Genomic DNA, 12,880 nt, shown 5'->3' on the forward strand with positions numbered 1-12,880 from the left:
GCCGTAAGACTTCGGTCGTCCACGGAAGGAGGGTGGCATGCGTCCAAGCCGCTCCGGTGCCATGCTGAAGCAGGAGGCGGAGGATGCGATGGGGCTCTATGCCGATCACGTGGTGCCGCGGATCGTGAACGTTGCCTGCGGGGCGAAGGCGGCGCAGCCGCTGCGGCGCCGGGTCTGCGAGGGCCTGAAGGGCGAAGTCGTCGAGATCGGCTTCGGTACGGGACACAACGTCCCCTTTTACCCGCCCGCCGTTACCGGCGTGGCCGCGGTCGAGCCCGCCGACGTCGGCTGGGAGCTGGCCGGCGACCGCGTCAGGGCGGCCCGCGTCCCCGTACGGCGGGCCGGCCTGGACGGTCAGTCGCTGCCCTTCGAGGACGACACCTTCGACTGCGCCCTGTCGACCTGGACGCTGTGCACCATCCCGGACGCCGAAGCCGCTCTGCACGAACTGCGCCGCGTTCTCAAACCCGGCGCGACGCTGCACTTCCTCGAACACGGTCTGGCCCCGGAAGGGGACGAGAAGGTACGCCGCTGGCAACGACGGCTCGAGCCGGTCACCAAGAGCATCTGCGGAGGGTGTCACCTCACCCGGCCGACCGTCGAAATGCTGAAGGCCGCAGGTTTCACGATCACGTCACTCGACGTCTTCTACGAGAAGAGCGCCCCGAAACCCATGGGTGCCGAGTCCCTCGGCACCGCTCTCTCCCTAGCGTAGGGATTTCGCCGGCAGCTTGGGATTTTGAGAGAAGGGTAAAATTACCCCATAGGTGTATTGGTTGCCTGAGGTGCCTTCGTCATGCCGTCGCGGCCAGGAGGGCGCAATGGATCCGTGGCTGATGTGGCTGATCGCCGCAGCGGTGTTGGCTGGAGCGGAGATCTTCACTCTCACTGCTGCGCTCGGAATGCTGGCTGGTGCCGCGCTGGTCACGGCGGGCTTCGCAGCAGCCGGAGTACCCCCGCTTGTGCAGTTCCTGGTGTTCACCGTCGTCGCTTCGCTCAGTGTGCTGTTCGTGCGCCCTATTGCGGTGCGCCATCTGCTCCAGCCTCAAGCGGAGCGGTTCGGCACGGACGCACTGGTCGGCAAGGCTGCCTATGTCGTCTCGGAGGTGACCGGGCTGGGCGGCCGGGTCCGCATCGGCGGCGAGGAATGGACGGCTCGCGCCTATGACGAGACGCTGGTGATTCCCCCCGGAACGACCGTCGACGTCGTGGAGATCAGCGGCGCCACCGCCCTCGTCTACCCCCGGGAGTGAGCCATGGAAGTCTCGGCGTTGCTGGTGGCCGGCGTGATCGTCGCGCTGATCGCAGTCTTCACCGTGGTGCGGGCGGTGCGCATCGTGCCCCAAGCGCGCGCACGCAACGTCGAACGTCTCGGCCGCTACCGCCGCACGCTGAAGCCCGGTCTCAGCCTTGTCATTCCGTACATCGACCGGGTCTATCCGGTGATCGACCTACGGGAGCAGGTCGTTTCGTTCAAGCCGCAGCCCGTCATCACCGAGGACAATCTCGTCGTCGAGATCGACACCGTCCTTTACTTCCAGGTCACGGATCCACGAGCGGCCGCCTATGAGATCGCGGATTTCCTCCAGGGCGTCGAACAGCTCACCGTCACCACCTTGCGCAACGTCGTGGGATCCATGGACCTGGAAAAGACGCTCACCTCGCGCGACACCATCAACAACCAGCTCAGGGGCGTACTGGACGAGGCCACCGGCAAGTGGGGCCTGAGAGTGAACCGGGTGGAGATCAAGGCCATCGACCCTCCGCAGTCCATCAAGGACGCGATGGAGAAGCAGATGCGTGCCGAGCGCGACAAGCGGGCGGCGATTCTCGGGGCGGAGGGGCAACGGCAGTCGCAGATTCTCACCGCCGAAGGCGACAAGCAGTCCGCAGTTCTGCGGGCGGAGGGCAGCCGTACCGCTGAGATCCTCAAGGCTGAGGGCCAGTCCCGGGCCATCGACGAGGTGTTCCAGGCCGTGCACCGCAACGACCCCGACCCCAAGCTGCTCGCCTACCAGTACCTGCAGATGCTGCCTCAGCTCGCCCAGGGACCCGGCAGTACCTTCTGGGTGATTCCCAGCGAGGTCACTGCCGCACTTCAGGGTGTGTCCCGCGCCTTCAGCGAGGTGCTGCCCCCGTCGCCGGCCACCCGTGAGACGTCCTCGGACGTGAGGGCCGCCCAGGCCGCCAGCGATGCGGTGCAGGCCGCGGAAGCAGCAGCCGAGGCCCTCGCTGACGCGGCCGAGGCCGACACCCACCCACCAGGTCCGGGCACGAAGTGAGGCGCGTCGTTGCTGCTGTGGTCCGGTTGCATCGAGGAGTTCTCGCCGGAGCTCGGTGGAGCCGGGGCGGTGCGGCGCATGCCGCTTCCAGGGTGTGCGCGTACTTCCTGAAGTACCGTTCGATGGCCTCCGGGGAGTTGGACGCGGGCATCAGAACGCCGGGGAGGAAAGCCGGTCGCCCCATCAGGAAGACCTCGCACGCAGAGCGCGCGTGGGCGGGCGGGCGGGCGGGCGGGCGACCCCCGCCTGGGCCGGACTGCGCGGAGGCACCGGACCCGCGTGATCCATGCGGGTCCGCAGGCGGTGCACTCGAAGGTCGCTTGGTTCTCGCGTGACTTCGGGCCCAAGTGCCCCCACAGGGCTCACCGATGACGCCTGGCGGGACAGGTGGCGTTCGTCGAGTTCGGCGCCTCCCACGCCGCGGGCCTCGGCCGCACCAACGAGGAATCGAGGTCGCTGCGGCCGCGTCGGCCGCCACCTGCCGCACCAGGCGAGTACAAGGGATGACAAACCGCCAACCCTCAGCGTTTTGAGACGAGGAGCAGCGCATGTTGCACGCCCGGCCCGCTCTGCGCCGCCCGGAAGCCAGGCTCGCTCTCGCACTGGCGTTCGCGGCTGCCGCCGCGGTCTTCGTCGCCGTCTTCCTGTTCGGCCGGGCGATCACACCGGACTACACCGCGACACTGTTCGGCCAGGCGGACGCCGATGCCGTGCGTCTCAAGGCACAGCTCGCCACCGGCGTCCTGGGGCTGGCCGCTCTCCAGCTGCTGCTTGCGCTGTGGATGTACCACCGGCTGCCCGGGGTGCGCCGGGTGCCGGGCCCGGTGCCGATCACCCACCGGATCGTCGGTGTGGTCCTGTTTGCCCTCACCGTCCCGATCACGGTGCACTGCGTCCGGGCGTATGGCGTGCAGCTGACCGGCTCGCGTGTGGCAGTGCACTCGATCGCGGGCTGCTTCTTCTACGGGGCGTTCGCCGCCAAGGTCCTGCTGGTGCGAAGCCGTCGCCTGCCGGGCTGGGCCCTGCCACTGGCCGGGGGTGCGCTGGTGGTCGTGGTGGTGGTCCTCTGGTACACGAGTGCGCTGTGGCACTTCAACGGAGACACCGTGCCGGCGCTGTCCTTCGGACACCATCACCTGCCACTGGGGTAGTTGTGACGAGCGGACGAGCACCGAAGACCAGGGCCCATCGGATGACGGCCCTCGGCAGCGGCTCCTCGGCGCGGTGGAGACCGCACGCAGCCGGTGGCCTGGGCGGCGCTGTTCGTGAAGGCGGGTGCGCGGTACGCGGTGCTGACCGCCAAGCACCACGACGGGGTGGCGCTCTGCGACACCCGGGCCACCGACCTCTCGGCGGCCCGGTCCACTCCGGCGGGTCGGGACCTGGTGGGTCCGTTCGCCGAGGCGATGCGACGTCAAGCCCGGTGGAGAACTTCCGGCCCGATCTGCTCCGGTTCGACGGCGCCTGGGAGCGCGACGAGCAGCAGTGGCGGATGGGCGAACTGCGCGAGCCGATCCTCGCGCTCAGTCCCGACACAATCCTCAACGGACGGATGGCGGATCACGGCGACTACGGGCCCCGGGGCTCGGCGTGCCGATCGGACCGCCCGAGGGGCCGTGGGAGCTCTGCTACACGATCGGCGACACCTGGTGCTACCAGCCCGGCGACAACCAGCACAAGTCGGTGCGCGAGCTGGTGCGCGTCTTCGCCGAGACCATCGGGCACGGCGGAAACCTGCTGCTGAACGCCGGGCCGAAGCAGGACGGCACGATCGTTCCCGAACACGTCCAACGCCTCGAAGGTCTGGGGCGGTGGATCCACTTCCGGAACCGCCTGACGCCCTCGCACCGGGAACGCGCCTGGCCACTCTGGTCCGTGCGTGGTCCGGAACTTCCTGTGAATTGGGTTACCGGAGAGAAACGACACTGGAATCGATCGGTTTCAATTGCCTCCCTGCTGCCGGAGGACGGTGCCCGACGGGGGTGTTTGTGCAGGTCAGGCACCGTTCTCAACTTCTTAGAAGAAGCCGAGCTTCTTCGGGGAGTAACTGACCAGGAGGTTCTTCGTCTGCTGGTAGTGCTCCAGCATCATCTTGTGGGTCTCGCGGCCGATGCCCGACTGCTTGTAGCCGCCGAAGGCCGCGTGGGCGGGGTAGGCGTGGTAGCAGTTCGTCCAGATCCGGCCCGCCTGGATCGCGCGGCCCGCGCGGTAGGCCGTGTTGATGTCGCGGGTCCAGACGCCGGCGCCCAGGCCGTACGCCGTGTCGTTCGCGATGCGCACGGCGTCGTCGAAGTCCTGGAACGAGGTCACCGACACCACCGGGCCGAAGATCTCCTCCTGGAAGATCCGCATGCGGTTGTCGCCCTCGAAGATGGTCGGCTGGACGTAGAAGCCGCCCGCCAGTTCACCGCCGTGCTCCACCCGCTGCCCGCCGGTCAGGATCTTCGCGCCCTCCTGCTGTCCGATCTCCACGTACGACAGCACCTTCTTCAGCTGCTCCGCCGAGGCCTGTGCGCCGATCATGGTGTCCGTGTCCAACGGGTGCCCCGGCACGATCAGTTCGGTGCGGGCCACGGCAGCGTCGAGGAAGTCGCCGTAGCGGCCGCGCTCGATCAGGGCGCGGGAGGGGCTGGTACAGACCTCGCCCTGGTTGAGGGCGAACATCGTGAAGCCTTCGAGGGCCTTGTCCCGCAGGTCGTCGTCGGCGGTCCAGATGTCGTCGAAGAAGAGGTTGGGGCTCTTGCCGCCCAACTCCAGCGTGACCGGCTTGAGGTGCTCCGCCGCGTACTGCATGATCAGCCGCCCGGTGGAGGTCTCCCCGGTGAAGGCCACCTTCGCCACGCGCGGGCTGGACGCGAGCGGCTTGCCCGCCTCCTCGCCGAAGCCGTTGACGATGTTCACCACGCCCGGCGGCAGCAGGTCGCCGATCAGGCTCATCAGGTAGTGCACCGACACCGGGGTCTGCTCGGCCGGTTTCAGCACCACCGTGTTGCCGGCGGCCAGGGCCGGAGCCAGTTTCCACACGGCCATCAGGATCGGGAAGTTCCACGGGATGATCTGGGCGACCACGCCCAGCGGCTCGTGGAAGTGATAGGCCACCGTGTCCTCGTCGATCTGGCTGAGGGCCCCCTCCTGGGCCCGCAACGCGCCCGCGAAGTAGCGGAACTGGTCGATGGCGAGCGGCATGTCGGCGGCCAGGGTCTCGCGGATCGGCTTGCCGTTCTCCCAGGTCTCCGCGACCGCGAGCGCCTCCAGGTGCTGCTCCATCCGGTCCGCGATGCGCAGCAGGATCGTGGAACGCTCGGTGATCGAGGTGCGTCCCCACGCGGGCGCGGCGGCGTGTGCCGCGTCCAGAGCGCGCTCGACGTCCTCGGCCGTACCGCGCGCGACCTCGGTGAAGGTCTCGCCGGTCACGGGGGAGGGGTTGGCGAAGTACCGTCCGAGGGCGGGCTCGACGTGCTCGCCCCCGATGAAGTGGCCGTAGCGGGACTCGTACGACATGAGCGCGCCTTCGGTACCGGGCGCAGCGTAACGGGCCATGGTTGGTCCTCCCCTTGCCGGGCGCCGGCCGCCGTTGGCCGGTGCTCGCCGTGAGGCTAGGGGCGGGCAGGTTGCCGGTACGTTGCACGGCCGCGCGGTGAACGGGCCGCGGGAGGTGGTGTGGTGGTTCGCTTCGGCCCCTCCGGCCCCTCCGGCCCCTCCGGCGGGGTGCGGCGCCGCGGTGCACCCGGTAAGTCGTCCGACTTCACGCCGAGTTCCGCGTCGAGGGCCCGTACGCGGGCCAGCGCGGCCGTCCGGCCGGCAGCCGGGAGCGCGGTCGCCAGGGCCCGCCAGACGTCGGCGTCCTCCGCGCCCCACGGGCTGCACACCCAGTCGGTGAGCAGCCCCGGGTCGGCCCGCGCGATCACGGCGGCCCGCGCCTGTTCCTCGATGCGGCGCCGGAGCCGGACGATGCCGGGCGCCGTGGAGGCGGGTAATAGCGGTCCCGGGTAGCGGGCCAGCGCCGCCGAGACGGCGCCCGAGGCCAGGTGGCGGGTGACGGCGGTGAAATCGGCCTCCAGCGGCGCGGCCGTGCGGTAGGGGCGGGAGAGCGGGGCCCGGGGCCCCAACAGGCCGCGCAGCCGTGACATTTCGGCGCGCAGGGTCACCGGTGACACCGACTCGTCCTCGTACAGGGCGATCGCCAGTTCCTCCCCCGACAGCCCCTCCGGGTGGTGCGCGAGCAGCGCCATGATCTCGCTGTGCCGCCGCCCGAGCCGGACCTCGCGGCCACCGCCCGTCAGCAGCGCCTCGTCGCGGCCGAGCGCGGTGAGGCAGTCCCCGGGGGCCGGGGGCGCCGGATCCAGCAACGCGAGCCGGGCCTCCGCCGCGCACGCCACCGCCCGCACGAAGGCCAGGGAGTGCGGATGGGCCAGCCAGTCGCCCCCGGTGACATCGATGGCGCCGAGCAGCCTTCCGGTGTGCGGATCGCGGACCGGAGCCGCCGCGCAGGTCCACGGGTGCACCCGACGGCTGAAGTGCTCGGCGCCGAAGACCTGGACCGGCTCGCCGACCGCCACCGCCGTGCCGGGGGCGTTGGTGCCCATCGCCGTCTCCGCCCAGCGGGCGCCGGGCACGAAGCCGAGGCCCTCCGCGCGCCGCATCGTGGCCGGTTCGCCCTCCACCCAGAGCAGGCTGCCCCGCGCGTCGCACACCGCCAGCAGATGGGCCCCGTCCGAGGCGAAGGCCCCCACGAGGTCCCGGAACAGCGGGAGCACCCGGGCCAGTGGGTGCTGCTCCCGGTACGACCGCAGTTCCGCCCCGGCCAGCTCCATCCGGGGCGCGCACTCAGGGCTGACCCGGGCCCGGGCGCAGCGGCGCCAGGACCTCGCGATGACCGCCCGCACCGGGGCCTCGACCCGCCCGTCCTGGGTGAACGCGGCGTGGGCCCGCCGTAGTTCCCGCGTCCGCTCGGCGGGGTCGGCCCCGCCCGGCAGAGCCACCGATGGATCGTCCATGTCGCCCTTTCGCGGTGCCTTGGTACCCGGAGCGCCCCATCGTCGTACCGGCCCGCCGCCCCGACAAGCGGTACGTCGGCCAGTGCGGGACGCGGGTCGGCCGGTCCCCGCCGGTGTGCCGCCCCCGGGCGGGTCCTCCTAGCCCTCCGGCTCCTCCGGCTCCAGCGCGGCCAGCGCCGCCGCCGGGTCCGGCGACGAGGGGCCCGCCGGGAGCCAGTGGTCCGCCGCGCGGCGGTACGGCCACCAGCGGCCGTCGCGGCCCAGGCGGAGCTGGCGGTCGCCGCCCGGCTGCGTCCAGCGGGCGCGGATCCGGCGCAGCACCGGGGCGGGGGCGTCAGCGTCGCCGTCGGTGTCGGCCTCCGCCCCGTCGGGCCGGGCCGCCGCCAGCGCGGCCCGGGCCCGGGCGAGCGACGCCCGGTCCGGGGTCCAGTCCTCCTCCAGCACCGCGACGGCCTGTGCCCCGCCGAAGCCCCAGGCGAGTACGGCCCGGTCCATGGCGGCCCGGTCCCTGTCGGAAGCCGCCGACAGGCGGGAGCGGACCCGAAGGTCGTGGGCCTGCGCCGTGAGCCGTACGGCGTCCTGCGCCGCCGTGAGCCCCGGCTGCGGGGCGCGCTCCGCGTGGGCCGGAGCGAGCGCTTCCGCGAGCAGCCGGTACGCCTGCGTCGCCGCCGCCTGCGCCAGGAACTCCACCCCGTCCACATCCAGGCCCGGCGGCTCCGTCCCCGACTCCGTGTCCAGCGTCGGAGGCTGGCCCGGCGCGTCCGGCAGCCGCGCCGGCGCGGGCAGCGGGGGCAGCGCGGCAGCCGCCGCGTAGACCTCGGAGGCGGCGACCCCGGCGTCATCGGGGCCCGACGGAGCCTCCGCTTCCGCCGTGCTGCGCTCTTCCAGCTCGGCCACCAGACCGGCCTCCGCGCGGCCGCGCAGCAGCAACAGCACGAAGGGGTCCTGGTCCAGCAGCCGCGCCACCTGGTAGCAGAGCGCCGCCGTGTGCGGGCAGTGGTCCCACTCGCCGCAGTCGCAGCGCGGGTCGAGATCGCCTATCCCGGGCAGCAGGTCCACCCCGGCCGCCGCCGCGTCCTCCACGAGCTCCGTCGGCACCTCCCGGTCGAGCAGCGCCGCGATGTGGCCGGACTCGGCGGCCGCCAGCCCGAGCAGCCGGTCCCATTGGGCTTCCGTGAACTCCTGCACCAGCACGTCGGTCCGGTGCGCCGTCCCGTCCGGGTCGCGCACCACGGCCGTCAGCCCGCCCGGCCGTACGGACACGGCCCCGACCGCGCCCGAACGCGCGTACCGCCGCCCCTGCTTGACCTGCTGCCCGTCCATCGCGCTGTCCTCCAGGGCGCGCAGCCAGGCATGGCCCCACCAGGTCTGGGCGAAGGCGCGGCCGGGGGCGGGCGGGAGCGGCGGGAAGGTCTTCTCGTACGGGTCCTTGTCGTTCATCCGTGTCGCTCCCCGGAGGTGGTCGGGCGCAGCGCGACGAGCTCGGCAAGCTCCGCGTCGCTCAGTTCGGTCAGCGCGGCCTCGCCGCCCGCGAGCACGGCATCGGCCAGCGCCCTTTTGCGTTGCAGGAGTTCGGCGATCCGGTCTTCGACGGTGCCTTCCGCGATGATGCGGTGGACCTGGACGGGCTGGGTCTGGCCGATGCGGTAGGCGCGGTCGGTGGCCTGTTCCTCGACGGCCGGGTTCCACCAGCGGTCGTAGTGGATGACGTGGCCGGCGCGGGTGAGGTTGAGGCCGGTGCCCGCGGCCTTGAGGGAGAGCAGGAACACCGGGAACTCGCCCGCCTGGAAGCGGTCCACGAGCTCTTCGCGGCGCGGAACGGGCGTGCCCCCGTGCAGCAGTTGAGAAGGGATGCCGCGCGCGAGGAGGTGGCGTTCGATGATGCGGGCCATCGCCACGTACTGGGTGAAGACCAGAGCCGAGCCGCCCTCGGCCAGGATCGTGTCGAGCAGCTCGTCGAGGAGTTCCAGCTTTCCGGACGCCGCCCCTGCGGCCTCCTTCGGGCCGTGGTGCTCCTTCGTGTACTGCGCGGGGTGGTTGCAGATCTGCTTGAGCGAGGTCAGCAGTTTCACGACGAGCCCGCGGCGCTCCATCCCGTCCGCTCCGGCGATCGCGGCGAGGGTCTCGCGGACGACCGCCTCGTACAGCCCGGCCTGTTCGCGGGTCAGGGACACGGCGTGGTCGGTCTCGGTCTTGGGCGGCAGTTCGGGTGCGATTCCGGGGTCGGACTTCTTGCGGCGGAGCAGGAACGGCCTGACGAGCGCCCCCAGCCGGGCCGCCGCACGCGGGTCGCGGCCGCTTTCGACCGGCTCGGCGTAGCGCGTGCGGAAGGTGCCGAGGCGGCCGAGGAGGCCCGGCGTGGTCCAGTCGAGGACGGCCCACAGCTCGGACAGGTTGTTCTCGACCGGGGTGCCGGTGAGGGCCACGCGGGCGGCCGAGGGGATGGTGCGCAGGGCCTTCGCGGTCGAGGAACGCGGGTTCTTGATGTGCTGGGCCTCGTCCGCGACGACCAGGCCCCAGTGCACGGCGGCGAGCCGGGGTGCGTCCAGGCGCATGGTTCCGTAGGTGGTGAGGACGAATCCGCCGGAGGGTTGGCCGGCCGGGCCTTCGAGGCTGCGGCCGGCGCCGTGGAAGCGGCGCACCGGAGTGCCGGGGGCGAACTTCTCGATCTCCCGCTGCCAGTTGCCCAGCAGCGAGGCCGGGCAGACCACCAGCGTCGGGCCCTCGTGCCCGTGCTCCTGGCGGTGCAGGTGGAGCGCGATCAGCGTGACGGTCTTGCCCAGGCCCATGTCGTCGGCGAGGCAGGCTCCGAAGCCGAGCCCGGTCAGGCGGGCGAGCCAGCGCAGGCCGCGGAGCTGGTAGTCGCGCAGGGTGGCGCGGAGGGCGGCCGGGGCCTGCACGTCGGCCGTCGCGGCGGCCCGCTCCGGGGCGGCGCGGCCGGGTTCCGCGGGCACGGGTTCTGCGTGCCCCGTATCCCTGTGCCGGGGATCCGCGTGCCCCGGATCCGTGCGCCCGGGACCTGCGGTCTCCGGGGCCGCGCGCTCGGGGTCGGTGGTGAGGATCGCGCGGAGCCGTTCCAGCGCCCCGGTGGCCTCTACGTCGTACCGCGTGCCGTCGAGCTCCGTCGAGCCGGTCAGTACGGCGGCCAGCGCGTCGGCGGCCGTCACCTCGCGGTCCTTGCGGGCGAGGGCACGGGCCCGGCGGGCCGCGGCCGGATCGATCAGGACCCACTGGTCGCGCAGCCGGACCAGGGGCCGCTTGGCCTCGGCGAGCCGGTCCAGCTCGTCGGCCGTCAGATCGCCCTGGCCGCCCAGGGCGTAACGCCAGCCGACGGGGTGCGCGGAGGTGGCGGAGAGCGGGCCGGACAGGCCCGGCAGGTCGGAGCCGGTGGCGGCCCGGCCCACGACGGCCCGCGCCGTGAGCGTACGGGCGAGCCCGCGCGGCCAGTGCACCTGCACCCCCTCGGCCGCCAGGGCGCCGGCGGCGTCCCCGAGCAGCTCCGCGACCTCCTCGTCGGCGAGGTCCACCGCGTCGGGGACGGCCGCGCCGAGCAGCGGGGCAAGCGGAGGCCACAGACGGGCGGCGCGGCGCACGGCGCGGAGCGCGTCCAGGCGGGCGCGGGGCGGGAAGGCGGCCGCGGCGGGCCCGGAGCCGGCCCAGACGTCGGCGGCGTCGGCGACGAGGGCGGCGTCCGCGAGGCCGTGCATCTGCAGCACGGCACGGAAGGCGGGGGGTTCGGCGTCCGGGTCCACCTCGATGCGGATCGAGACCCGCACTCCGGCGTCGTGCCCGGCCGCGACCTCCGCGGCCCAGTCGCGCAGCTCGGGGTGGAGCCGGGCCGGGCGGGCGGCGAAGGCGGGGCCGCCGGCGGCGGCGGGTGCGGCGGGGGAGCGGGGCAGGGTGTCGGCGACGGCGTCGAGGAAGGCGCGCAGCAGCGGCTCCGGGGCGGGCAGCCGTGGTGGGGCGCCGGGGTCGGGGTCTTCGCCGGGGCCTGCGGGGACGGCGGGGCCTGCGGGGCCTGTGGGGTCGACGGGTACGCAGTGCGCGTCGGGCGGCATGGCCGCCGCCAGCTCCCGGACCTCCTCCAGGTCGGCGGCGTCCAGCGGCCCGAGCCGCCAGGCGTCGTACCCGGCGGGGCTCAGTCCGGGCAACAGGAGCCCGCGGGCGGCGAAGCGCAGGGCCAGCAGGGTGGCGGCGCCCCAGAAGGGCGCGGCACCGGCCGAGGCGGTGGCCCGGACCCGGGTGAGCAGGGGCAGGGCTTCGGCGAGGGGCAGGACGAGGGCCGTCACCGTGGTGCGCCGTAGGTCGGGCGTGACCACGGTGAGCTGTTCGGAGGCGCCCTGGCCGTCCAGGTGGAGGCTGCCCTCGGCCGACTCCGCCCGCCAGAAGGCGATCCGGCCGTGGCGGGCCGGTTCGGCGGGGAGGAAGACGGCGGAGCAGGGGATGAGGCCGGAGATCGTCGGGAGCACGCATTCCTCAAACTTGACTACCGAATACAGGGTGGCCGAGACTAACCCACCCTCGGATGTGCCCGCCCATGGCGGCGCCGTGACCCGGGTCACTTCCCGGGACTTTCGCGGGGCTCTCCCGGGGCTCTCCCGGGGCTATCCCGGGGGCTTTCGCGCCACCGATCAGGCACGGACCCGGGCGCGCGAGCGGAAATGCGGGGGCGGGAACGCGGGGGCGGGAACGCGCGTTGTGTGGGGTAGTGGCCGACGGAGAAAGAGGGTGCCGCAGATGTCCACGAGCGGAAAGATCGCGGTTGCCGGTGTGGGGGCAGCCATCGTGCTGTTCTGGGCGGTCGGATTCTGGGCCGGACTGCTGGTTCTGATCGGTGTTCCCGTGGCCGCCTACCTGCTGTTGGACTCCTCCCAGCGTCGTAGGCTGCGGGGTATATCCAGGAAGCAGATCGGCCGCTGAAGGCGGCAGGGGGGTCAACCATGAGCACGGCGAGTCCGGCGAACCGGGCAGGTGTGGCGCAGGTCGCGGCGGTCAGCAGCAACGAGGTCTATTCGTTCACCAAGCCCACGCGCGAGAGCATCACGCTCCTCGAAGGGCTCGGAGTCGAGGGAGACGTCCACGCGGGGGTCACGGTCAAGCACCGTTCCCGCGTGGCCCAGGACCCCACGCAGCCGAACCTCCGGCAGGTGCACCTGATTCACCGGGAGCTCTTCGAGGAGGTGGCCGAGGCCGGCCACCAGGTCGAGCCGGGCCAGCTCGGGGAGAACGTCACCACCGCAGGCATAGACCTGCTCGCCCTGCCGACCGGCACCTTGCTGCGCCTCGGCGCGGATGCGGTGGTCGAGGTGACCGGCCTGCGCAATCCCTGCCTGCAGATCGACAACTTCCAGCACGGGCTGCTCAAGCGGGTGGTGAGCCGGGACGACGAGGGCAACCTGCTCCGCAAGGCCGGAATCATGGGCGTGGTCCACCGGGGCGGCACGATCCATCCCGGCGACACCATCGAGGTCACCCTCCCCCCGACCCCGCACGTCCCCCTCGACCGGGTCTGACCCGCCGAGCCGGCCACCTCCGCGCTCCGGTGCCTCGGCGCGCGGGCGCGGGGGCGGCCCCGGCTCGAACACCGGGTGGCGATCGGTG

10 protein-coding genes and 1 pseudogene are annotated in these 12,880 nt (G+C 72.6%); 7 read left to right on the top strand and 4 right to left on the bottom strand.

Annotated elements, in window-relative coordinates:
* Positions 1-37: 37 nt before the first annotated feature.
* The 5 genes and pseudogenes from OHA37_RS33865 to OHA37_RS33885 form a co-directional block, all read left to right on the top strand.
* Positions 38-715: a class I SAM-dependent methyltransferase gene (locus OHA37_RS33865; RefSeq protein ID WP_266911017.1), complete on the top strand. Its 678-nt coding sequence runs from the start codon at positions 38-40 to the stop codon at positions 713-715.
* 106 nt (positions 716-821) lie between these two features.
* A complete protein-coding gene (locus OHA37_RS33870) occupies positions 822-1,253 on the top strand; it encodes an NfeD family protein (RefSeq protein WP_266911019.1) in 432 nt (143 codons plus the stop codon).
* Positions 1,254-1,256: 3 nt separating this feature from the next.
* Positions 1,257-2,282 (top strand): SPFH domain-containing protein, encoded by a 1,026-nt coding sequence (locus OHA37_RS33875; protein ID WP_266911021.1) that lies wholly within the window; start codon positions 1,257-1,259, stop codon positions 2,280-2,282.
* A 548-nt stretch (positions 2,283-2,830) separates the two neighbouring features.
* Positions 2,831-3,433 carry a DUF6529 family protein gene (locus tag OHA37_RS33880; RefSeq protein ID WP_266911023.1) on the top strand — a complete coding sequence of 201 codons (603 nt, stop codon included), beginning with the start codon at positions 2,831-2,833 and terminating at the stop codon, positions 3,431-3,433.
* A 90-nt stretch (positions 3,434-3,523) separates the two neighbouring features.
* Positions 3,524-4,100: pseudogene (locus OHA37_RS33885) on the top strand (alpha-L-fucosidase); the annotation flags it as partial.
* A gap of 198 nt (positions 4,101-4,298) precedes the next feature.
* Here OHA37_RS33885 and exaC read toward each other — a convergent pair.
* The 4 genes from exaC to OHA37_RS33905 form a co-directional block, all read right to left on the bottom strand.
* Complete coding sequence (gene exaC / locus OHA37_RS33890) at positions 4,299-5,822, bottom strand: acetaldehyde dehydrogenase ExaC (protein WP_266911025.1); 1,524 nt, start codon at positions 5,820-5,822, stop codon at positions 4,299-4,301.
* Between the two features lie 56 nt (positions 5,823-5,878).
* The gene (locus tag OHA37_RS33895; RefSeq protein ID WP_266911027.1) at positions 5,879-7,279 is read right to left on the bottom strand and encodes a GAF domain-containing protein; all 1,401 of its coding nucleotides are present in this window, start codon (positions 7,277-7,279) and stop codon (positions 5,879-5,881) included.
* Positions 7,280-7,417: 138 nt separating this feature from the next.
* On the bottom strand, positions 7,418-8,719 hold the full coding sequence (locus tag OHA37_RS33900; RefSeq protein ID WP_266911029.1) for an SWF or SNF family helicase: 1,302 nt from the start codon (positions 8,717-8,719) through the stop codon (positions 7,418-7,420).
* Positions 8,716-11,748, bottom strand: a complete 3,033-nt coding sequence (locus OHA37_RS33905; protein ID WP_266911031.1) for a DEAD/DEAH box helicase — start codon at positions 11,746-11,748, stop codon at positions 8,716-8,718. Before OHA37_RS33905 ends, OHA37_RS33900 begins: the two co-directional genes overlap by 4 nt.
* Before the next feature lie 268 nt (positions 11,749-12,016).
* Between OHA37_RS33905 and OHA37_RS33910 the strand changes: the two genes are divergently transcribed.
* Together OHA37_RS33910 and OHA37_RS33915 are read left to right on the top strand one after the other, a co-directional pair.
* Complete coding sequence (locus OHA37_RS33910; RefSeq protein WP_266913329.1) at positions 12,017-12,199, top strand: hypothetical protein; 183 nt, start codon at positions 12,017-12,019, stop codon at positions 12,197-12,199.
* Positions 12,200-12,219: 20 nt separating this feature from the next.
* A complete protein-coding gene (locus OHA37_RS33915) occupies positions 12,220-12,792 on the top strand; it encodes an MOSC domain-containing protein (RefSeq protein ID WP_266911033.1) in 573 nt (190 codons plus the stop codon).
* The last annotated feature ends 88 nt before the right edge of the window (positions 12,793-12,880 follow it).

The sequence above is a fragment of the Streptomyces sp. NBC_00335 genome, assembly GCF_036127095.1.
Classification (GTDB): domain Bacteria; phylum Actinomycetota; class Actinomycetes; order Streptomycetales; family Streptomycetaceae; genus Streptomyces.

Excerpts from the sequence above, each read along its gene's own strand:
- OHA37_RS33865 (WP_266911017.1), top strand. The coding sequence starts at position 38 with ATGCGTCCAAGCCGCTCCGGTGCCATGCTGAAGCAGGAGGCGGAGGAT.
- OHA37_RS33870 (WP_266911019.1), top strand. The coding sequence starts at position 822 with ATGGATCCGTGGCTGATGTGGCTGATCGCCGCAGCGGTGTTGGCTGGA.
- OHA37_RS33875 (WP_266911021.1), top strand. The coding sequence starts at position 1,257 with ATGGAAGTCTCGGCGTTGCTGGTGGCCGGCGTGATCGTCGCGCTGATC.
- OHA37_RS33880 (WP_266911023.1), top strand. The coding sequence starts at position 2,831 with ATGTTGCACGCCCGGCCCGCTCTGCGCCGCCCGGAAGCCAGGCTCGCT.
- exaC (WP_266911025.1), bottom strand. The coding sequence starts at position 5,822 with ATGGCCCGTTACGCTGCGCCCGGTACCGAAGGCGCGCTCATGTCGTAC.
- OHA37_RS33895 (WP_266911027.1), bottom strand. The coding sequence starts at position 7,279 with ATGGACGATCCATCGGTGGCTCTGCCGGGCGGGGCCGACCCCGCCGAG.
- OHA37_RS33900 (WP_266911029.1), bottom strand. The coding sequence starts at position 8,719 with ATGAACGACAAGGACCCGTACGAGAAGACCTTCCCGCCGCTCCCGCCC.
- OHA37_RS33910 (WP_266913329.1), top strand. The coding sequence starts at position 12,017 with ATGTCCACGAGCGGAAAGATCGCGGTTGCCGGTGTGGGGGCAGCCATC.
- OHA37_RS33915 (WP_266911033.1), top strand. The coding sequence starts at position 12,220 with ATGAGCACGGCGAGTCCGGCGAACCGGGCAGGTGTGGCGCAGGTCGCG.